Below are 19,367 nucleotides of genomic sequence, written 5' to 3'. Positions count from 1 at the left end.
AATCTATCCGGCTCGACGCTCGTTCGGCCTGTCCATGCCCCACATCTTTTCGAGGTTATAGAACTGCCGGACTTCGGGGCGGAACACGTGCACCACGATGTCACCGGCGTCGATCAACACCCAGTCGCACTGTGGTAGGCCCTCGACGCGAGCCAGATGACCGCTCTCCTTGCACGATTTCAACACCCGGTCCGCAATGGCATTCACGTGGGTGTTCGATCGGCCTGTTGCGATCACCATCGTATCGGCGATGGATGTCTTGCCTTCGAGCTCGATCGCCAAAACGTCTTCTGCCTTGGCATCGTCGAGGCTGTCGAGAATTCCGCGGGCCAGCAACTTGATACGGGCGTCGGCGGAGTTGGCGGTCAACGGCAAGGCAACCGCAATGTCAGAAGCTGGAGTGATCAGTGGCTCAACCTTCCTGGGTCCGAGTCGATGATTATAAGATGAGCCTTGATCGATGATGATTCAATCCTGATTGTCGTCATTTTGGACAGTCCGCTTAAGGAAAGGTTTTCTGGGACATTTCGGACGCGGTTGTGCACTCTTTCTAGGAATATAGTCACTGCTAATTCTCGACATGGGCTCAGTGTACGGCGGCTCGGCGAGCACCTTGCCAACATCATCCTGTTGGCCAGGGACTCTGCCGCCAGTTCGCGCCGGTAGCGCCGTTCGCGCGAGCTTCGAAGCTGTTCCCTAATGGTAATCGGGGATGCCCGGCATCGTGGTGAAACCCGGAATGCTACGGACACGCCGCATCCAGCGTCGAAGGGCCGGATAGGCCTCATGGTCGATGCTAAAGTCGCGGCTCAGGGCAAACGACGGAAACAGCGCCAAATCGGCCAGGGTGGGGCCTTTCCCGACGAACCAAACATCACCATCGAGGCGACGCATCGTCATGTGATCGTCCATGACCCGGAAGGCACGGCGCGCCGCGGACGTCATGGCCGCGCCATCGACAATCTCCTCGAACATCGCATGCCGTCGTGCCAGCACCGCCGCGTGAAGGTCGCGCGACGCGAAGGTCATCCACATCATGACCTGCCCAAAGGCCTTTGGCTCGTCCGGAAGCCAGCGACGTGCGGCGTCGTATCGCACTGCCAAATAGGCCAGAATGGCCTCCGCGTCGCGCAGCACCACCGTGTCGTCCCCTGCCCCATCCTCCAGGATCGGCAGCGTGCCAAGCGGGTTGAGCAGCAGCAGCGGCGGCCGCGTCTGCTCGCCGCCCGGCACCATATTCACGGCCGACCTGAGATGCGGAACATGCAAGGCCGCAAGCAGCAGGCGAACCTTGTAGCAGCCCTCGTCGAGCTCGAAGTCGTGCAGAACAAGCCCGGTCACGCCGTCACTCCGCTACGCGTCGGCTCCGCTTCGAGGGTATGGCGCAAGGCTTCGGCCCAGAGCGACACCTTCTGCCGGTCGGACCCCGGTTCGACCACGACATGCAAGGTTGTTTCCTGCGCGCCGGTCGGTTGGACCGCGATGTAAACGGGCTCACCGCAGGCCTGGAGCATCAGCAACGGGCCGGACGCTCCGGCCTCAACGAGGAGCGACGCTTCTTTCATCAGAGCCGCGACAGTCGAAATCGCCGGTGCGTTCACGGAGAGGCTGCGAACCGGCATGGTCTCGGCATTGCCGCCGGGCGGCGTACCGGCACCCGATGGGTCACCCGAGAATACCCAGATGATCCCGAGCCGCTCGGCGGATGCGAAGCGCTCCACCGCGATCGACGCCGGAACGTCGAGCTTGGGATGTGCGGGAATGTAGCGGCAGCGGCCACCCGCATCGAACTGCCAGCCATGATACAGGCAGGCGATCGAGCTGCCGCGCACGAAGCCGAAACTCAAGCGCATGCCGCGATGCGGACAACGGTCTTCCCACACGTGGGAGTGTCCGGTGATGTCGCGCCACACCACAAGTTCGCGCCCGAAGAGCCGAGTGCCGGTCGAGGTTCCAGGCTCGATATCGTCCGCGAGTGCCACCGGATACCAGCCGTCCTCGGACATCATGTCGCGTCCCTTGAGAGAGCAGGCGCGCAGCGTTCGACCTCGCGCACGAGGCAGTTGGCCGGCCCCAGGCTGCAGGCCATCTCGAAGGCGTCGATGAGATCCGGCTCGCCTTCCACCGTCACGGTGACGGCCTCCGACCCCACTCCATCGAGCCGCGTGTCGAGATCGAGCCGTCGGGCGCGATGGTCGAGGAATTCGCAGAATCGTGCCGGATCGAGCGTCCCGCTGAACTTGATCGTGGCTGCCTCTCTCACATCCTGTCTCTATTCGCCCTGGTGGACACGGCCGGCACGCGATGCAGGAGGCGAGCCAATCCCGGCCAAAGTCTCCTGGCTCCGTGCGCGTCGGGTGTTCCGTTCAGCTCAGCATCTTGGAGAATAGCCCGTCCGGATCCAACATGGTTGAATGCAGCGACTGGGAAAAGAGCCACCATGCCGAGCCACGCCGAACCCGCCGCACTCGACCAATGGTACGTCATCGACAACAGCGACGCCGTCACGGTGACGCCGCGCCAGACCCGGCTTCTCGGCGTCGATCTCTCGGTGCGGCGCGACCGGAATGGCAGAATCGTGGTGACCGCGGCCGATGGCGTTGATCCGCTGCCGGCGCGGGAGCGTTACGATTGCGTCTGGACCACGCTCGGCGCCCCGCCCCGCGACATCCCGCTCATTTCTGAAGCGGACGAAGTCGACCGCCGCCATGTCGTGTGCGGCAGCGTGACCGTGAAGGCGTCGGGCTTGCGGATCGTCGAGAATTTTCTCGACATGGCGCATTTCCCCTTTGTGCATACGGATATCCTGGGTGCCGAGCCGAACACCGAAGTGCTTCACTACACGACCGAGATCCGGCGCGACGTCGACGAGGTCTGGGCCACAAACTGCCAGTTTTTCCAGCCGCAGGCTGCCGCTTCGGCTCAAGGTGGGATCATGACGCAGTACCAGTATCGCGTCGCCTCACCCTTCGTGACCCTACTGTATAAGACCTGCCCCAATGCCTACGACCGATGGGACGTGATCGCTCTCTTCGTGCAGCCGCTCGACCCAGGCCGCTGCCGTGCCCATCCGGTGATGTTCCTGGTCGACGACGTCTCGCCGCTGGGCACGCTGATCCAATTTCAGCAGCTGATCTTCTTGCAGGACCGCATCATCCTTGAAAATCAACGGCCGGTCCTGCTTCCCCTTGAGCCGCGCGCTGAAATCCCGACGCGGGCGGATGGCTCGTCCGTCGCCTATCGACGCTGGCTCAAGGAAAAGGGCATCGTTTATGGCACGACCGCCGGGCCTGCCATCGGGGCCACGGCACAGGCCTGAGCATAGAGGTCGAGCACACGCTGAACCGCCGCGATCTGCAGCTCTTTGGCCCGTGCCGGCACGTCGCCACGGCTTACCGCAGGATAGGCCCAAGCGAGGTGCTGGCTGACCAGCGTGTCCGGGATGATGTGGCCTTCGAGGCGCCTCAGAAGCTGCGCCACGGCGGCTTGCGCGTCCGGATGGGGCCAATAATAACGAATGCGGTCGCTGTAGCTGAAATGGCGCTGGACGCGGAGTTCATCCGGCGTCCCGTGATAGTATTTTTGCCAGTGAATGGCTTCGCGCAGCATCAACTGTTCCATGCGCGCCTGAAGCCCTTCACCCTCGGCCGCCGGTGCGATCACTTGGGCGATCGCGTCGAGACCATAAAGCGCCTCCCGAAGCGCGAAGGTCAGCCAGGGACCGACCTTGAGGATCGCAAAGCCATCGCGCACCAGGGCCGTCAAGGCTTCGCCCGATTGGTAATCGGTCGAATGGGCCTCGAAAACGAATTGGGGCATGCGCGCCAAGCTTCCCGAAAGTCCGGCCGCCCGGGTAGGTTGATACGCAATCACCTCGGCATGACCGAATTCGACGCCCGGCTGCACCACGACGCCAATGGCGCGCTCGAAGGCTCCCTCCACACCCGCGGCCACAAAGGCACGCCGATGCACCTCGACGGTCTCCAGTGCGGCTTCCGGGGTCGTCAGCTCAAGATGATCGAGAGTCTCAAGGGCGCCGCCGGGCACCGGCACCTCGGTGCCGATCACATACACGGGCGGGTTCTCGGAGGCATTCGTCGCGGTCTCTGCGACTCTCGCAAGACGGGCGGCGCGACTCGCCGTCACGGCATCCGGCAGCGCCGCGCTCTCGCCCGCGCAGCCCATGCTGGTGTCGAGATGGAGCTTGCTGAAGCCTGCCTTCGCATAGGCGTCGATCATTGCGGCCGCGCGGGCCATCGCGTCTTCGGCTGGCAGATGCTTCCACGGGTTCGGGCCGAGGTGGTCGCCGCCCAGGATCAGCCGGCCGCGATCGAACCCGACAGTGTCGGCGATCCCTTCGACGAAGCGGCGGAAGCCGGCCGGCGTCATGCCAGTGTAGCCGCCATCCTGGTTCACCTGGTTGCAGGTCGCCTCGATGAGCACCTTGGCGTCGGTGCTCTTGCCGTGCCGGAGCGTCGCTTCGATCACGACCGGATGGGCCGTACAAATCGACGGGATGCCGGCATTCGGTCCCGTGAGACGCTCGCGGATGAGGGTGGGAATGGCTCGGCTCATCGCGAGGGCTCCGCTCGATGGGTGGCCATGAAGGCATCGAGCGCCGCGAAACTCGACACCCCCTCCATCGGCCCCTGCCGCTCGACCGCACGGGCGCCGCTCGCCGCCGCATAGGCCAGCGCGTGGCCCGGCTCCATGCCGCGCAGCCAGCACGTGACGAAGGTGGCGCCGAAACAGTCACCGGCACCGGTCGGATCGACTTCCTGCACCGGGAAGGCCGGTTGATGCAGTTTGAAGGTTGGCGAAGCAAAGCCGGCACCCTCGGCGCCATTCTTGATCACGACGGCCTGGATGCCTGTGCCGAGGATCTCGGCCACAGCCGCGTCGGAGGTCTTGGCCCCCGTCATCAGGAACAGTTCGGGACCACTTGGGAGAAACAGATCACATTGCGCGAAGATCGTGCCGAAGGCGTCGCGCAGGCCCGGGAGCCCAAGCATCTCCGGGCGCACGTTGGGATCGAACGACACAGTGCCGCCCTTGCGCTTGATCACCTGGATGGCCTCCAGGATCGTCGCCACGAGAGCCGGCGAGAACAGGGCCGTGCCCATGACGTGAAGGTGGTCGCTCTCGGCCAGAACCACGCGGGCGGCTTCTGTCAGGGTCGTGCGGCCGGACGCGCTGTGCTTGATATTGAAGACAAAATCGCGTGCGCCGTCCGTCCTGTAGCGCACGAAAGCGCTGCCCGTGGCAGCCTCGGGGTCGACCGCGATCCCGCGCACGTCCACGCCGTCGCGGCGCAACCTGTCGAGATTGAGGTGACCGAAATCGTCGTTGCCGACACAGCCGATCATCGCGCAGGGCTGCCCAAGGGTGGCCACCTGGTCGATGAAAATGGCGGGGGCCCCGGAGGGGAATGGCCCGACGAGGGCCACCGGCTCGCGAAAACCAGTGCCGCGCGTCGTGGCCATGATCTCGACGAGGATCTCCCCGATGGTAACGACCTTCTTCACAACAGCCTCATTTCGATGGCCAAAGCGGTCCCGCGCAACCCCGTTGCCGCGGTGCCTCCCGAACGATGCTGCCACGGTACGCGCTTTTGACGAAGAGGTCGCTGAGTGCAAGGCATCGAGTGGCCGACCGCGCTTGGTCGCGGCCGGATCCTCATGCCTTGAGCGAGGCCGCCTCGTCTTCGGACAAGGCCGCCGGCTGCACCGCCGTCGTCTCCATGGTGCGTGAGATTCCCGAGGCTCCCGTCTCCAACATCGCTTCCAGCACCTCGAGCACGTGCAGCGCCAAGGCGCCGGAGGCGCGAGGAGGGCGACCCTCGTGAAGACCCCGCGCCAGATCGGCGACGCCGAGCATCCGGTAATTCGCCCGATCGGCTGCCGTGAAGGGCCAGTTCTTCGCGCCATAAAGAGCCGCGTCGCTCGGCCGCTCCTCCCACGCCACACCGGCCCGGCTGATCGCCACCTCGCCCCCGAACGTGTCGGGATCGGGCAAGCGCAGCGACCCCTCAGTCCCGTGCAATTCGATCGGCGGGATCGAATGGCGGAAGACATCCCAACTCATGCCGACCGTGACGAGCGCGCCGGTCGCGAATTCGAGCAGCGCATTGATCGTGGTGGGCGTGCCGACCGCGAACGTCGTGCCCTGCAAAGCACCCTCGGCCGTGATCAGCCGCTCGGACGACCCGCTCGTCGCCATGGCCAGGACGCGGCGCACAGGGCCGAGCAAGTTCACCAGCATCGTCACGTAATAAGGGCCCATGTCGAGCACGGGACCGCCGCCCGGCTGATAGTAGAAGGACGGGTTGGGGTGCCAATGTTCCATGCCCCGGCCCATCATGAAGGCCGTCCCTGTGACGGGTCGGCCAATGGCGCCGCCCTCCATCAACTGTCGCGCGTGCCGTCCTGCCGCGCCCAGGAACGTATCGGGCGCCGACCCGAGGCTCAGACCGCGCCGTGCCGCCTCCGCCACGAGCGTGCGTCCCTTCGCGGCCGAGGTGGCAAGCGGCTTTTCCGTGAACACATGCTTGCCGGCGGCAAGCGCCGCCATCGAAATTTCGAAATGTGCGTTGGGCACCGTGAGGTTGAGGATGAGGTCGATGTCGTCGGCTGCGAGCAGCCGATCCACCGTCTCGGCCCGAATGCCATACTCTTTGGCCCGAATGCCGGCCAGTTCAGCCGAGAGGTCGGCGCAGGCCCTGAGCTCGACACCGCGGAAGAGCGCCGCGTTGCGCATATAGGTCATTGAGATGTTGCCGCATCCCACAACGCCGATCTTGAGCGATTCCACGCCTGCACTCCCTTTTCGCGTCCATGCTCCGCACCGTGAAATGCAGCATTACGCCTTTTCCATAGGGTGCCTCGTGCACGAGTGTGCGTCAACGTGCTGTTTTCTGCTTGACTACCACAATCGGTGTGGGATGCTCAGTCCCAAGGCAGCCGGCGGCACGAACCGGCGCCCACGGGGAGAGTTGATATGAGCAACGACAAGACGGCGGCCTTGCAGTCGGGCCTTGGTCCGATCGGACGACGAGAGTTTCTGGCAGGCGCAGGTCTCGCGGCAGGCGCCAGCCTGCTTGGCGCACCACGTGCCCGAGCCGCCGACCGGGTTGAGATCACCTTCTCGAGCGCGAAGTTCTTCGGCAAGCAGACCATGGCCGAGGTGGTCGAGGCCTATAACCAGTCGCAGAGCAAGGTGCACGTCACCTATGTCGAACTGCCGCCGCCGAGTTCTTCCACGGAAGTCCATCAGGCTCTGGTGCAGCAGCTCGTCCGCAAGACCGGCACTCCGGATGTCTTTACACAGGATGTGGTGTGGATCGCCGAGATGGCGGGCGCCGGCTGGGCCCTCCCGCTCGACGAATATTTCCCCGCATCGGCGCGCACCGACTATTTTCCGGGCCTTGTTGCGGCCTGTACTTACAACAACAAGCTGACGGCGCTGCCCTGGTTCGTCGATTCGGGGATGCTCTATTATCGGACCGACCTGCTCGAAGCAGCCGGCGCCAAGGTTCCCGAGACCTGGGCCGATCTCGTCTCAACGGCCGAAGCCATCCAGAAGAGCGGCAAGGCCAAGTTCGGCTATCTGTGGCAGGGCAAGCAGGCTGAAGTGCTGGTCTGCGATGCAGTGGAAGTGATCGCCTCCAACGGCGGCGCGATCCTGTCGGCCGATGGCAAATCCGGCGCGCTCGGCAGCGACAAGAGCATTGAGGCGATCCAGTTCCTGTATGACACGATCAATAAGAGCAAGATCAGCCCGTCCGACGTGCTGAGCTGGGACGAGGAACCGTCACGTCAGCCCTTCACGGGCGGCGATGCGGCGTTCCTGCGCAACTGGTCCTATGTCTATTCGATCGCCCAGGATCCGAAGGGCTCTTCGGTGGTGGGCAAGGTCGGCGTCGCGCCGCTCCCGCATTTCGCGGGCGGCAAATCGGCCGCCTGTCTCGGCGGCTACCAGTTCGGCGTCAATGCGGCGACCAAGAACCGCGAAGCCGCCATCGACTTCCTGACCTGGATGTCGTCGCCCGCCACGCAACTGCGCTTCGCCCTGCAGCTCGGCATCGCGCCGACACGGCCCGCCGTCTACGACGACGCGCAGCTCGGCAAGGAGCAGCCCTTCATGAAACAACTGAAGAGCGTCTTCGTGGGGGCGACGCCACGCCCCGTCACGCCGAAATATGCCCAGGTCACGCTGGCGATCCAATCGGGCGTGTCGAAAGCGCTCGTGTCCGGCAACGTGAAGGCGGAACTCGAAGCCGCGAACACGCGCATCGATCAGATCCTCGGCAAATAGAATGAGCAGCGCTTCCGTGCGCCTCGGAACGGTTGCGGCACGGAAGCCTCGGAACCGTTGGCCCGACGCGACTCCCTGGCTGCTTCTCGTGCCCATCGCGGTGTCGCTCGGGACCGTCTCGGTCTATCCGATCCTCAACGGGCTATGGCTGTCTCTGCGGAACACCTCGCTGGTCAGCCAGCAGGATGACTTCGTCGGCTTGCTGAACTACGGCGTTCTGCTGGGCGACGACGCCTTCTGGAACGCCTGGCGCCACACGTTGGTGTTCACCTTCGTCTCCACGGCATTGGAAACCGTGATCGGGATGGGCATGGCGCTGCTTCTGTTCGAGCAGTTCACCGGCCGCTCGCTCATCCGGGCCGCCATGCTGGTTCCTTGGGCCATGCCGACGGTCGTGACGTCGAAAATGTTCGGATGGCTGTTCGACGGACAGCACGGCGTGGTCAACTGGCTGCTGCTTTCCGCCGGGCTCATCCGCGACAACATCAACTGGTATGGCTCGGTCGACCATGCGCTCGGCACGATCATCGTGGCGGATGTCTGGAAGACGACCCCGTTCATGGCGCTGCTCCTGCTGGCCGGGCTGCAGACGATCGACGGCTCGCTCACCGAAGCCGCCCGCATGGACGGCGCGAAGACCTGGCAGGCCTTTCTTTATGTGAGGCTTCCCATGCTGTGGTCGACGCTGCTCATCGCCGGTCTGTTCCGGGCGCTCGACGCCTTCCGGGTGTTCGATCTCGTCTATGTGTTGACGGGCGGCGGCCCGGCCGATTCGACCGAAACCTTGTCGACGCTCAGCTACAAGACCCTGTTTTCCACGCTGCAATTCGGCTACGGCTCCACGCTCTCGACCGCCATGTTCATCACTGAGGCGATCATCGCTGTGGGCTTCGCGGTCTTCATCGTCCGCCAACTCGGACGCGCACGATGATCGGGCGGCGCCGCACGGCCAGCCGACAGGCGCTGATCTTTGCCGGCGCGACCGCGATCCTGGTCTGGTCGGCGGCGCCCTTCATCTGGCAGCTGTCGACATCGTTTCAGGACGACAAGGCGTTGACCGCCGCGACGCCCTCGTTCTGGCCCTCGCCGGGCACGCTCGACCATTATTACAACGTCTTCGCGGCCAAGCACTTCCAGCTCTATGTGCTGAATTCGATCATCGTGGCCGGTCTGACGACCCTGTTCTGCCTCGCGATCGGCGCCATGGCGGCCTTCTCGCTGTCCCGCCTGCGCATCAAGCAGCGCTTCGGCATCCTGATCACGATCCTGTCCGTGTCGATGTTTCCACAGATCGCGCTGGTCGGCCCGTTGTACCTGATCGCCGCAAACCTCGGCCTTCTCGATACGTTCACGAGCCTCGTGATCACCTATGTGGCGCTGGGCCTCCCCTTGGTGACCTGGGTGCTGTTCGGCTATTTCGAGACCTTCCCGCGCGAGCTCGACGAGGCGGCGCGCATGGACGGGATCGGCACGATCGGCCTGCTGGTCCGGATCATCGTTCCGCTGTCGGCTCCGGCGCTCGTGACGGTGGGCCTGCTCGCCTTCATCGCGGCCTGGAACGAATTCATGTTCGCCCTCGCGTTCACGTCGAACATCGAGCACCAGACCATTCCGGTCGGCATCGCGAACTTCACCAATCTCTACTACGTGCCCTGGGGCGACATCGCCGCCGCCTCGGTCGTGGTGACTTTGCCCCTGATCCTGCTGGTGCTGTTCTTTCAGCGCCACATCATCGAGGGCCTGACCCAAGGTGCCGTCAAAGGATGAATACACGCGAGACCCCCGCGCCGCTCAAGGCCGGATGCCAGACCTTCACGTGGGAGATGCTCGGCGACGCCTGGAAGGGAACTGCCGACGACCTTCTGTCCGCAATCGCGGCGGGCGGCTACACCGGGATCGAGATCACCGACACGATGATCGGTAACTATGCCGGAAAGCCGGACGCCTTCGCGAAGGCCTTGAGCCGAAACAACCTCACCCTGGTCGCCTACGCGTGCGGCAGCGACAGTGGCTTCACCGAAGAGGCCGACCTCGCAGCCGACTTGAGAATGGCCGAGCAGGCAGTCTCGTTTGCCGCCTCCTTCCCGGGCGCGCTTGTGTCCTTCGGCAGCGCAACGATCATGTCGGACGGACCGCGCTCGCAGAAATTCGAACTGGCTGCTCGGTTCTACAACGGCGCCGCCGAGCGTGGTGCGCGAGCGGGTGTTCAGGTCGCCGTGCATCCGTCGTCCCATCACAATACCCTGCTGTTCACCCGCGCCGACTACGACCAGATGTTCGCGCTGCTCGACCCGGCACAGGTCGGCTGGGTTCCCGACACGGGGCATATCCTGCGCGGCGGCCAGGACATTCTGGACACATTGACAACCTACCGGGACCGCATCCGGTACCTGCACTTGAAGGACGTCGATGCGGCAGGCAAATGGCAGATGCTCGGCGCCGGCACCTGCGACACGCGGGCCGTCATCGACGCAGTTCGGGCCGCGCCGCATTTCAACGGCTGGTTGGTACTCGAAGAGGAATCCGACGAGGCCGGACGCGATCCAGCGGCGGCCGTCGCCAAGAATCGTGAAACGCTCCGCCGCTTCGGCGTTTGACCCTTCCGAAAGGCTGGACATGATCAAGAAGGAAGCCCGGCGACTGCGGGTCGGTGTTCTCGGCGCGGGCCCGATCGCTCAATTCGCTCACCTCGAATCCTGCGTGAAAGCCAGGAACGCGGATCTCTACGCCATCTGCGATGCCGCGCCCGACCTGCTGGAGCGAATGGCCGCCTATTATGCGCCGCAGAAGACCTACTCGGATTACGAGGCCATGCTGGCCGACCCGGACCTCGAAGCCGTGATCGTGGCCACCTCGGACACTTGGCATGTCGCGGCTGCCATCAAGGCGCTCGAAGCCGGCAAGGCGGTGCTCTGCGAGAAGCCGCTGGGCGTGTCGGTCGAAGAGGTCGAGCAGCTCCGCGAGGTGGTCCACCGCACCGGCCGCGTGCTGCAGGTCGGTCACATGAAGCGCTTCGACCCCGGTCTCGAAGCCGCCAAGCACTTCATCGACACCCGCATGGGACAGCAACTGGCACTCAAAGCCTGGTACTGCGATTCCACTCACCGCTACACGATGACGGATGCGGTGCAGCCGCTCCCGGTGACGAGCGCGCACCAGAAGAAGCCGAGCGGGAACCCGAAGGCGGATCTCCGGCGCTATTTCATGCTGGCCCACGGCAGCCATCTGGTCGATACGGCACGCTTCTTATGTGGTGAGATCACCGAAGTTCGGGCGCGACTGTCGGAGCGGTTCGGCGCCTATTGCTGGTTTGTCGAGACGGGCTTTGCCAATGGCACGCTTGGTCATCTCGACCTGACCGTCGCGGTGCGGATGGACTGGTTCGAAGGCTTCCAACTCTATGGCGAGCACGGCAGCATCTTGGCCAAGACCTATAACCCCTGGTATTATAAATCGAGCGACGTCGAGATCTTCGACGAGGCCGATGCGACCACGCGCCGGGTTCTCGGGGCCGACGGTCATTTCTTCCGCCGCCAGCTTGAGGGCTTCGCGGAGAGCGTGCTGACCGGTGCACCCCAGCGTGGTGCCGACGTTGAGGACGGGCTCGCTTCTGTGCGCGTGATGGCCGCCATCGCCGAGTCGGTGCGAAGCGACCGGAACGTCACCGTGGCCGAGCAGAAAGGCGCCGTCTGATGCGTCTCGGGATCTTCGCCAAGACCTTTCCGGGGACCGATGCGGCGTCGGTGCTGGCGGCCGTGCGGGACGCCGGCTATGGCTGTACGCAGTTCAACATGGCCTGCGTCGGTCTCCCGGCCATGCCGGAGGCGGTCGAACCCGGGGTGATCGAGGCCATCGCGCAGGCGTCGCGGGACACAGGCGTCACGCTCAGCGCGCTCTCGGCCACCTACAACATGATCCATCCCGACACTTCGGTCCGGCAGACCGGCCTGCACAGGCTGCGCGTGATCCTCGACACGGCACGGGCGCTCGGCATCCCGCTTGTCACGCTCTGCACCGGCACGCGCGATCCCGACGACCAATGGCGCCATCATCCCGACAATGCCGCCCCGGAGGCTTGGTTCGACCTCTGCCGTGAAATGGAGAAAGCGCTCGCCATGGCCGAGGCTGAGGGCATCGATCTCTGCATCGAACCCGAACAGGCCAATGTCGTGACCTCGGCCCTCGACGCCCGGCGCCTGATCGACGATATGGGCTCCCAACGCCTGCGCATCGTAGTCGACCCCGCCAATCTGTTCGAACAGGCGACACCGGACGAGGCCCGGCGGATCGTCGCCGAGGCGGTTGCGATCGCCGACGGCGCCATCGCCATGGCCCATGCCAAGGATCGCGCCCATGACGGTCGCTTCGTCACGGCCGGCACGGGTGTGGTCGACTTCCCCGACTTTCTCGATCGGTTGTGGGCGGAAGGCTTCGACGGTCCCGTCGTGACGCACGGGCTCGCCGCGACGGAGGCAGCCGGCGTCGCCGCCTATCTCAAAGAGCTTGGGCTGCGATGAGCGGCATCGTGTTCGAGCGGGACGACGCGGTCCTGCGTGGCTATGACCGAGGAGAAGGCGCGCCTTTGCTTTTCCAGCATGGCCTTGGTGGGTCGGAAATGCAGGTCGCAGAGAACGTGCCGGATCTCGCAGGCACGCGTCGCCTGACGCTCGACTGCCGGGCTCAGGGCTCTTCGACGGCGGGAACGACGCGTCCCTTCTCGATCGGCCTCTTCGCTGCCGATGCGCTGGCGTTTTGCGATGCAAGGGGTGTGGAGAGCTTTGCCGTCGGCGGCATCTCGATGGGGGCCGCAATCGCGTTGCATCTGGCGGTTCGGCATCCGAACCGCGTGCGTGCCTTGATCCTCGCGCGGCCCGCCTGGCTGTTCGATCCGGGACCCGAGAATATGAGGCCCTATGCGGCGGTCGCGCACGCCTTGCGCCACGCGCCTCCGGCTGAGGCCAAAGCCGCTTTTATACGGTCGGACACCGCCGCCATGCTGGCCAAAGAGGCACCCGACAATCTCGCCTCGCTGCTCGGCTTCTTCGACCGCCCGGATCCGGAGCCCACGGCCGACTTGCTCGGAGCCATCGCGGCCGATGGCCCCGGCGTGAGCCGGGCGGAAGCACGAGCGCTTAAGCTTCCGACGCTCGTGATCGGCCATGGCGTCGATCATGCCCACCCGTTGGCGACCGCCAAGATCTTGGCCGAGACCATTCCGAACGCCCGGCTCGTCGAGATCCCGCCAAAGGCGACCGACAAAGCCGCCCATATCGTGGCCTTCCGCGCGGCCGTGACTCGCTTCCTCCACGACTTGGCCATGCCGACGGAGTTCCGCTCATGACATCACCCAACAAACCCGCCGCCGGCTGGCTCGACGCGCTCCCCCGAGATCGCATGCTCGGCGAATATTCGCTCTGGTCGGCCGATCTCGCCAATCTCGAACGCGACATTCGGCGCACCGAGCCTCATACCGACCTCTATCATATCGACGTCGCCGATGGCCGCTTCGCGCCTTCGTTCCTGTTCTTCCCGGATCAGGTGGCCCGCATCCGGGCGCTCACGGCCAAGCCGCTTCATCTGCATCTCATGGTCGAAGCCGACATCGTGCTGGCGCAGATCCAACAATTCGCCGAGGCAGGCGCAGACCTGATCACCGTTCATGCCGAGAACGGCCCGGTCGTGGATGAGGCACTGCATCTCATTCGGGATCTCGGGTGCGCGGCGGGCCTTGTGCTCCGGGTCGAAACGCCTGTCGAGGCGATCCAGCCCTGGCTCGACCGGATCAGCTTCGTGACGCTGCTCGGCACGGCGATTGGGGTCAAGGGCCAGGGTCTGTCCGAAACCGCCTGCCCTCGCCTGCAGGAGGCGCGCCGGCTGATGCGCGCGGCGGGACGCGAGGCTGCGATCCGCCTCGCCGCCGATGGCGGCATCCGCGACACAACGGTGCCGAAGCTCCGCGCCGCCGGCGCCGAGACGGTGGTGATGGGGTCGCTCGCGTTTGGCGATCCCGATCTCGCGAAGCGCATCGGGTGGCTGCACGGATTGCCGGCGCCGCAGGCCGCCTGATGCGTCAGGCGCTCGCGGTCGACCTCGGCGGGACGGAGCTTCGCGCGGCTTTGGTCGACGAGACGGGCCGCGTGCAAGCCTTGGCCAAGACCGCGACCGATAGCGCCGGCGGCCCCGATGCCGTAATCACGCAGATCAGCGCCTTGATCGACCGGGTCATGGCCGAGATCGGACTGCTGCGACCACTCGGCCTCGGCATCGCGGCGCCCGGTCCACTCGATCCGGTCGCAGGTATCGCCCTGGCGCCCCCGACCCTTCAAGGCTGGCATGACGTGCCGCTAACCGCGCTGCTCCAGGACAGGATCGGCCTGCCGGTCCGGTTGGAGAACGACGCGAATGCCGCGGCCCTCGGCGAGTGGCGTTTCGGCGCGGGACGCGGCACCCAGAACATGGTGTTCGTCACCGTCAGCACGGGGATCGGCGGGGGCGTCATCGCCGATGGGCGGCTCCTGCATGGGTGGCGCGGGCTCGCGGCGGAGGTCGGGCATATGACGATCGCGCTCGGCTCGGACAAATCCGTCTTCGGCGGCGCAACCGGCGCCTGGGAAGCGCTTGCCTCGGGCACGGCGCTTGGGATCGAGGCGACCCGGTCGATGGGTGCGGCCGAAGGTGCCCGGCTCCGTGCCCTGGCCGGCTGGGGTCCCGCGTCGTCCCGGCATGTGGTCCTCGCGGCCCGTGAGGGCGATGCGCTCGCGACCGCCCTCCTGCATCGGGAAGCGCATCTGCTCGGAGTCGGCTTCGTCAACCTCATGCACCTTTACGCGCCGGAGCGGATCGTCGTCGGCGGAGGCTTGGGAACGGCCCTCGACCTCATGGACGGGGAGATCGCCCGCACGGTGCAGACCCGTGCGCTCGCACCCTACCGGACCACGCCGATCGTGCCGGCCGCGCTCGGACACGAGGCGGGCCTGGTCGGCGCCGCCTCGCTGATCCTCATGGAGTCCTGAGGACGATCCTCTCTGGGCAACGTTGCTGCCCGGACAAAAGAAACTGAACGTTCGTGATGAGCGTCAGAACCAAAATGGGAGAAAACAATGAAATCATTATACAAATACGCAGGTTTTGTATCCGTTGTTGCGCTTGGAATGAGCGCATCATCGGCCCACGCGGCGGACGCCAGTAAGGTCGCGGCCGTCATCAAGGGGCTGGACAATCCCTTCTTCCAATACATGCGCCAAGGCATCGACGCGCAGGCGAAAGCCCTGAACGTCACGGTCAACGTTCAGGCGGCAACCGGCATGGGTGATGCGACCGGCCAGGCCGACCGGCTCTCGGCCGTCGCGATGCAGGATTACGGCTGCTATCTGGTCAATCCGATCAGCGTCAGCAACCTGGTGCAGGCGCTCGTGCCCGTCGCGCAGAAGAAGGCGCCCATCGTCGACATCGACAGTTCCATCGATGCCGCACAGGCCAAAGCCTCAGGCTTCGCGGTCAACACCTATATCGGCACCGACAATGTGGTGGCCGGCGCGTTAGCCGGCGCGGAAATGGTCCGGCTTCTGCCCCAGGGCTCCAAGGTGGCGCTGATCGCCGGCATCGTCGGCGATGTGGGTAGCAACGCTCGCATCAAAGGATTCAAACAGGCCGCGGAAGGCAAGCTCGACATTGTCGAGATGGTCAGCGCGGATTGGGATCGCGAAAAGGCCCTGACGGCGGCCGACACGATCATGCGCGGCCACCCCGACCTCAAGGGGTTCTTCACCGCCAACGACACCATGGCCTTGGGCGTCGAACGCGCTGTGCTGACGGCCGGCAAGGACATCAAGGTCATCGGGCTCGACGGCATCACCGACGCCCTGAAATCCATCGCGGCGGGCCAGCTGACCGCCACGGTCTCGCAATACCCTTATGTGGTCGGCGCCATGGGGCTTGAGGCCTGCGTTGCCGCCGCTCAAGGCAAGACGTTGCCGGCCAGTGTCGACGCGCCGGTGCAGCTGATCACCAAGGCCAATGCCGACACGGCGCTCAAGAACTTCCCGCAGCCGGCCGGACCCTACCCGGACCCATTCCGCGACATGCTGGCCAAGGGCGCCCAATGACGGACACGCCCTCGTCGGGCGCGTTGGGCGCCGGCGCGAAGACGCGTCACGCCTCGTGGACCGCGGTGCTCGATCCGTCCTTCTGGGCTGATTGGGCCGCGGTCATCGGCCTCGTCGGGCTGATCGTCATCTTCGGCCTGACGGCGCCGAGCTTCTTCACGACTTCGAACCTCCATGCGGTGCTGCTCGCCTCGGCGATCCTGATCGTCATCGCAATCGGCCAGACCTTCGTGATCGCGACAGCGGGCATTGATCTCTCGATGGCGGCCAACACCATGCTGAGCGCGGTCGTGCTTGGCCTCTGCTCCGAGACCGGCCTCAACATCGGGCTGTCTTGCCTCGCGGCGCTTGGTGCGGCTGGCCTCGTCGGCTTCATCAACGGCATGGTGATCACCAAGGGCCGCATCCCGGATTTCGTGGTGACGCTCGGCAGCCTGTCGGCGGTCACCGGTCTTGGCCTCGTAATGTCCAATGGCGAACCGCGGCTTGTCTCGGACCTGACTTTACTGCGCTTCGCGAGTGGCGAACTGGGGTTTTTAGGCTATCCCGTGCTCGTGGCGATCGTGCTCGCGATAGGTGCTCATGTCGGGCTGTTCCACACGCGCTTCGGTGTGCATCTGCTGGCAACGGGCGGTCATGTCGAGAGCGCCCGGGCGATGGGCATCCGCACCGACCGGGTGAAGGTCGCCGCCTACACGATCTCGGGTCTCTGTGCCGGCTTGGCCGCGATTCTGCTCGTGGCCCGCATCGGCTCGGCCGAGCCGACCGTCAACACCAACCTGCTGCTGAATGCGGTCGCGGCCGTGGTGCTCGGCGGCGTCAGTCTGTTCGGCGGGCGCGGCAGCATCCTGGGCCCCCTGTTCGGCGCGCTGATGCTGACGACGCTGGTCAACGGCCTGACGCTGCTCAGCGTCTCGGCCTTTTACCAACCGCTCGCGGTCGGCATCATCGTGGTCATCGCGGCGCTCATCATGCGGTATCAGAAATGACCGACGCTCCCGCCGACACCATCCTGAGCTGCACCGGTCTCAGCAAGCATTTCGCCGGCATCCGGGCGTTGAACAACGTCGATTTCTTCGCCCGACGCGGCGAGATCACGGCGGTCATCGGCGACAACGGCGCCGGTAAATCGACCCTCATCCGCTGCCTCGTCGGTGTCCATACTCCGGACAGCGGCTCGACCACGTTCGACGGCAAGCCCAGCGCGTTCGGCAACCCCGACGATGCACGACAGGCAGGCATCGAGACCGTGCATCAGAATCTCGCGCTCGTGGATGAGCTGACGGTCATGCAGAACCTCTTCCTCAACCGCGAGATCGTCCGCCGGATCGGCCCCTTCGCGTTCCTGGATCGTGGGGCGATGCGGCGTGAGGCAGGGGCGTTGCTATCGCGACTCTCCATCAACGTGCCGTCGGTGAAGAGCCGGGTGAGGCGCTTGTCGGGCGGCCAGCGTCAGGCCATCTCGATCTGCCGCGCGGTCGGAGCCGGCGCCAAGCTCGTCGTGATGGATGAGCCGACCGCCGCTCTCGGCGTGCAGGAGACCGCCAATGTCGAAGGGCTGATCACCCGCCTCAAGGCCGAAGGCGTGAGCGTCATCCTGATCAGCCACAATTTCGATCAGGTGATGCGGCTCGCGAGCCAGATCTGGGTGATGCGCGCCGGGCAAGTTGTGGCAACGCGCCGCGCAAGCGAAACGAGCGGCAATGAACTCGTGGCTCTCATCACAGGCGCCTCGCGCGCCGCGTAATGTCGTTCGAAGACAAGGATACTCACAATGCCCATCGTTCGCGTCGGCCTTCTGGGCCTCGGCGAGGTCGCGCAATCCATTCATCTCCCGGTCCTGAGCGATCTCAGAACCCGCTTCGCCATCGCGGGCGTGTTCGATGCCTCGCAGAGTCTCATGGATCTCGCCGTGTCACGCCACGCGGGCGTCAGGGCGTTTTCGTCGGCCGAGGCGCTGATCAACGACCCGGAGATCGACGCCGTCTTCATTCTCACGGCAGATGAAACGCATAGCCGTTTCGCCCGGCAGGCCATCGCGGCGAACAAGCACGTTCTTCTCGAAAAGCCGGCCTGTCTCACGGTGCGTGAAATCGACGAATTGCTGCCGTTGCTGACGAATTACAGCAAGATCTTCTTCGTCGCCTACATGCGCCGCTATGCACCCGCGTTCCTGACCGCCAAGGCCGAAATGCCTGATCCGGCCGAAATTACGCACGTTCGCATCTTCGATCTGATCACGGTCGGGCGCTCGATCATGCGACACAGCCAGGAGATCCTCTATCCCACCGACGTCGACCCCGCGCTCCTGTCCGAGGGCGCGGCCCGCAAGGACGCCTTGCTGCGTGAAGTCGTGGGCAAAGAAGCGCCAGCCGATCTCGTGCGCGCCTATCACGGCCTCCTCTCGCTCTCGTCCCACCACCTGTCCGCCATGCGGGAACTCCTCGGCGAGCCACGCGGTGTCTTGGCAGCCCACCGAACCAACGGGGGCGCCAATACGTCGGTGACCTTCGACTATGGCCACTATGCGGCTTACTATGATGCAGTGATGGATGAAGTTGGCCTCTTCGACGCCATGATCGAGGTGCGGACGAACACCAAGCGAATGCGCGTCGTCTACGATACGCCCTATATCCGCAGCCTGCCCACCCGGCTGGAGATCACGGAAGGAACACCGGACGGCGTTCGAAGCCGTACGTTCGGGCCCTTCTACGAAGATGCCTTCACCAACGAACTCAAGGCCTTCCACGCCCATATCGTCGACGGCACGCGTCCCAAGACCGACCTCGCCGACTCACGGAAGGATCTTGCCCTCTACGCCGCGATCGTGGAGCGTATGAAGCAAGGTCAGAGCACCCGCTAGCCGAGCTGATGAGCGGCCTCGCTGGGAACCCGGAAGGTCGGTCTCGCTCTGCGTTCGCGACCGGATCGGTCAGAGAGCGTGTGGTT

The 19,367-nt window shown here is 64.9% G+C and carries 21 protein-coding genes; 14 read left to right on the top strand and 7 right to left on the bottom strand.

From position 1 onward, the window contains the following. Positions 1-3 precede the first annotated feature (3 nt). The 4 genes from rsfS to M8523_RS03165 all read right to left on the bottom strand — a co-directional run bounded on the left by rsfS (position 4) and on the right by M8523_RS03165 (position 2,263). On the bottom strand, positions 4-369 hold the full coding sequence (gene rsfS, locus M8523_RS03180; RefSeq protein ID WP_282583354.1) for a ribosome silencing factor: 366 nt from the start codon (positions 367-369) through the stop codon (positions 4-6). Positions 370-696: 327 nt separating this feature from the next. Then, on the bottom strand, positions 697-1,341 hold the full coding sequence (locus M8523_RS03175) for a glutathione S-transferase family protein (RefSeq protein WP_282583353.1): 645 nt from the start codon (positions 1,339-1,341) through the stop codon (positions 697-699). Beyond that, on the bottom strand, positions 1,338-2,009 hold the full coding sequence (locus M8523_RS03170; RefSeq protein ID WP_282583352.1) for a Rieske 2Fe-2S domain-containing protein: 672 nt from the start codon (positions 2,007-2,009) through the stop codon (positions 1,338-1,340). The genes M8523_RS03175 and M8523_RS03170 overlap by 4 nt, the downstream gene beginning before the upstream one ends. After that, positions 2,006-2,263, bottom strand: a complete 258-nt coding sequence (locus M8523_RS03165; RefSeq protein WP_282583351.1) for a hypothetical protein — start codon at positions 2,261-2,263, stop codon at positions 2,006-2,008. Before M8523_RS03165 ends, M8523_RS03170 begins: the two co-directional genes overlap by 4 nt. A 177-nt stretch (positions 2,264-2,440) precedes the next feature. Between M8523_RS03165 and M8523_RS03160 the strand changes: the two genes are divergently transcribed. Then, positions 2,441-3,319, top strand: a complete 879-nt coding sequence (locus tag M8523_RS03160) for an aromatic ring-hydroxylating dioxygenase subunit alpha (protein WP_282583350.1) — start codon at positions 2,441-2,443, stop codon at positions 3,317-3,319. On the opposite strand, the gene M8523_RS03155 is transcribed toward M8523_RS03160, so the two are convergent. The 3 genes from M8523_RS03155 to M8523_RS03145 all read right to left on the bottom strand — a co-directional run bounded on the left by M8523_RS03155 (position 3,271) and on the right by M8523_RS03145 (position 6,810). After that, entirely contained in the window at positions 3,271-4,575 is a 1,305-nt protein-coding gene (locus M8523_RS03155; RefSeq protein ID WP_282583349.1) for a D-tagatose-bisphosphate aldolase, class II, non-catalytic subunit, read from the bottom strand. The two genes, M8523_RS03160 and M8523_RS03155, sit on opposite strands and share 49 nt — an antisense overlap. Beyond that, complete coding sequence (locus tag M8523_RS03150; protein ID WP_282583348.1) at positions 4,572-5,525, bottom strand: tagatose kinase; 954 nt, start codon at positions 5,523-5,525, stop codon at positions 4,572-4,574. The genes M8523_RS03155 and M8523_RS03150 overlap by 4 nt, the downstream gene beginning before the upstream one ends. Before the next feature lie 151 nt (positions 5,526-5,676). Then, complete coding sequence (locus tag M8523_RS03145) at positions 5,677-6,810, bottom strand: Gfo/Idh/MocA family protein (protein WP_282583347.1); 1,134 nt, start codon at positions 6,808-6,810, stop codon at positions 5,677-5,679. A gap of 186 nt (positions 6,811-6,996) precedes the next feature. Here M8523_RS03145 and M8523_RS03140 point away from each other — a divergent pair, with 186 nt between their 5' ends. The 13 genes from M8523_RS03140 (at position 6,997) to M8523_RS03080 (ending at position 19,281) form a co-directional block, all read left to right on the top strand. Further along, positions 6,997-8,313 (top strand): ABC transporter substrate-binding protein, encoded by a 1,317-nt coding sequence (locus M8523_RS03140; RefSeq protein WP_282583346.1) that lies wholly within the window; start codon positions 6,997-6,999, stop codon positions 8,311-8,313. Between the two features lies 1 nt (position 8,314). Next, the gene (locus M8523_RS03135; RefSeq protein ID WP_282583345.1) at positions 8,315-9,244 is read left to right on the top strand and encodes a carbohydrate ABC transporter permease; all 930 of its coding nucleotides are present in this window, start codon (positions 8,315-8,317) and stop codon (positions 9,242-9,244) included. Beyond that, on the top strand, positions 9,241-10,080 hold the full coding sequence (locus M8523_RS03130) for a carbohydrate ABC transporter permease (RefSeq protein ID WP_282583344.1): 840 nt from the start codon (positions 9,241-9,243) through the stop codon (positions 10,078-10,080). The genes M8523_RS03135 and M8523_RS03130 overlap by 4 nt, the downstream gene beginning before the upstream one ends. Beyond that, a complete protein-coding gene (locus M8523_RS03125; protein ID WP_282583343.1) occupies positions 10,077-10,910 on the top strand; it encodes a sugar phosphate isomerase/epimerase family protein in 834 nt (277 codons plus the stop codon). Before M8523_RS03130 ends, M8523_RS03125 begins: the two co-directional genes overlap by 4 nt. A gap of 19 nt (positions 10,911-10,929) precedes the next feature. Continuing rightward, complete coding sequence (locus tag M8523_RS03120; RefSeq protein ID WP_282583342.1) at positions 10,930-12,006, top strand: Gfo/Idh/MocA family protein; 1,077 nt, start codon at positions 10,930-10,932, stop codon at positions 12,004-12,006. Next, positions 12,006-12,830 carry a sugar phosphate isomerase/epimerase family protein gene (locus tag M8523_RS03115; RefSeq protein WP_282583341.1) on the top strand — a complete coding sequence of 275 codons (825 nt, stop codon included), beginning with the start codon at positions 12,006-12,008 and terminating at the stop codon, positions 12,828-12,830. Before M8523_RS03120 ends, M8523_RS03115 begins: the two co-directional genes overlap by 1 nt. Further along, complete coding sequence (locus M8523_RS03110; protein WP_282583340.1) at positions 12,827-13,654, top strand: alpha/beta fold hydrolase; 828 nt, start codon at positions 12,827-12,829, stop codon at positions 13,652-13,654. Before M8523_RS03115 ends, M8523_RS03110 begins: the two co-directional genes overlap by 4 nt. After that, the gene (locus M8523_RS03105; protein WP_282583339.1) at positions 13,651-14,379 is read left to right on the top strand and encodes a ribulose-phosphate 3-epimerase; all 729 of its coding nucleotides are present in this window, start codon (positions 13,651-13,653) and stop codon (positions 14,377-14,379) included. Before M8523_RS03110 ends, M8523_RS03105 begins: the two co-directional genes overlap by 4 nt. Then, positions 14,343-15,326, top strand: coding sequence for an ROK family protein (locus M8523_RS03100; RefSeq protein WP_282583338.1), 984 nt, complete (start codon positions 14,343-14,345; stop codon positions 15,324-15,326). The genes M8523_RS03105 and M8523_RS03100 overlap by 37 nt, the downstream gene beginning before the upstream one ends. A 138-nt stretch (positions 15,327-15,464) precedes the next feature. Further along, positions 15,465-16,418 carry a sugar ABC transporter substrate-binding protein gene (locus M8523_RS03095; RefSeq protein ID WP_282583337.1) on the top strand — a complete coding sequence of 318 codons (954 nt, stop codon included), beginning with the start codon at positions 15,465-15,467 and terminating at the stop codon, positions 16,416-16,418. Beyond that, positions 16,415-17,407, top strand: coding sequence for an ABC transporter permease (locus M8523_RS03090; protein ID WP_282583336.1), 993 nt, complete (start codon positions 16,415-16,417; stop codon positions 17,405-17,407). The genes M8523_RS03095 and M8523_RS03090 overlap by 4 nt, the downstream gene beginning before the upstream one ends. Continuing rightward, complete coding sequence (locus M8523_RS03085; protein WP_282583335.1) at positions 17,404-18,165, top strand: ATP-binding cassette domain-containing protein; 762 nt, start codon at positions 17,404-17,406, stop codon at positions 18,163-18,165. Before M8523_RS03090 ends, M8523_RS03085 begins: the two co-directional genes overlap by 4 nt. Positions 18,166-18,192: 27 nt before the next feature. Continuing rightward, complete coding sequence (locus M8523_RS03080) at positions 18,193-19,281, top strand: Gfo/Idh/MocA family protein (RefSeq protein WP_282583334.1); 1,089 nt, start codon at positions 18,193-18,195, stop codon at positions 19,279-19,281. The last annotated feature ends 86 nt before the right edge of the window (positions 19,282-19,367 follow it).

The sequence above is a fragment of the Lichenifustis flavocetrariae genome, from assembly GCF_026130545.1.
Lineage (GTDB): Bacteria > Pseudomonadota > Alphaproteobacteria > Rhizobiales > Beijerinckiaceae > Lichenihabitans > Lichenihabitans flavocetrariae.
This window is presented reverse-complemented; position numbering and strand designations above follow the sequence as displayed.

What these genes read in the sequence shown, in the direction of transcription:
- M8523_RS03095 (WP_282583337.1), top strand. Translation starts at nt 15,465, where the DNA reads ATGAGCGCATCATCGGCCCACGCGGCGGACGCCAGTAAGGTCGCGGCC.
- M8523_RS03085 (WP_282583335.1), top strand. Translation starts at nt 17,404, where the DNA reads ATGACCGACGCTCCCGCCGACACCATCCTGAGCTGCACCGGTCTCAGC.
- M8523_RS03105 (WP_282583339.1), top strand. Translation starts at nt 13,651, where the DNA reads ATGACATCACCCAACAAACCCGCCGCCGGCTGGCTCGACGCGCTCCCC.
- M8523_RS03115 (WP_282583341.1), top strand. Translation starts at nt 12,006, where the DNA reads ATGCGTCTCGGGATCTTCGCCAAGACCTTTCCGGGGACCGATGCGGCG.
- M8523_RS03090 (WP_282583336.1), top strand. Translation starts at nt 16,415, where the DNA reads ATGACGGACACGCCCTCGTCGGGCGCGTTGGGCGCCGGCGCGAAGACG.
- M8523_RS03155 (WP_282583349.1), bottom strand. Translation starts at nt 4,575, where the DNA reads ATGAGCCGAGCCATTCCCACCCTCATCCGCGAGCGTCTCACGGGACCG.
- M8523_RS03110 (WP_282583340.1), top strand. Translation starts at nt 12,827, where the DNA reads ATGAGCGGCATCGTGTTCGAGCGGGACGACGCGGTCCTGCGTGGCTAT.
- M8523_RS03125 (WP_282583343.1), top strand. Translation starts at nt 10,077, where the DNA reads ATGAATACACGCGAGACCCCCGCGCCGCTCAAGGCCGGATGCCAGACC.
- M8523_RS03140 (WP_282583346.1), top strand. Translation starts at nt 6,997, where the DNA reads ATGAGCAACGACAAGACGGCGGCCTTGCAGTCGGGCCTTGGTCCGATC.
- M8523_RS03130 (WP_282583344.1), top strand. Translation starts at nt 9,241, where the DNA reads ATGATCGGGCGGCGCCGCACGGCCAGCCGACAGGCGCTGATCTTTGCC.
- M8523_RS03170 (WP_282583352.1), bottom strand. Translation starts at nt 2,009, where the DNA reads ATGATGTCCGAGGACGGCTGGTATCCGGTGGCACTCGCGGACGATATC.
- M8523_RS03080 (WP_282583334.1), top strand. Translation starts at nt 18,193, where the DNA reads ATGCCCATCGTTCGCGTCGGCCTTCTGGGCCTCGGCGAGGTCGCGCAA.
- M8523_RS03160 (WP_282583350.1), top strand. Translation starts at nt 2,441, where the DNA reads ATGCCGAGCCACGCCGAACCCGCCGCACTCGACCAATGGTACGTCATC.
- M8523_RS03120 (WP_282583342.1), top strand. Translation starts at nt 10,930, where the DNA reads ATGATCAAGAAGGAAGCCCGGCGACTGCGGGTCGGTGTTCTCGGCGCG.
- M8523_RS03135 (WP_282583345.1), top strand. Translation starts at nt 8,315, where the DNA reads ATGAGCAGCGCTTCCGTGCGCCTCGGAACGGTTGCGGCACGGAAGCCT.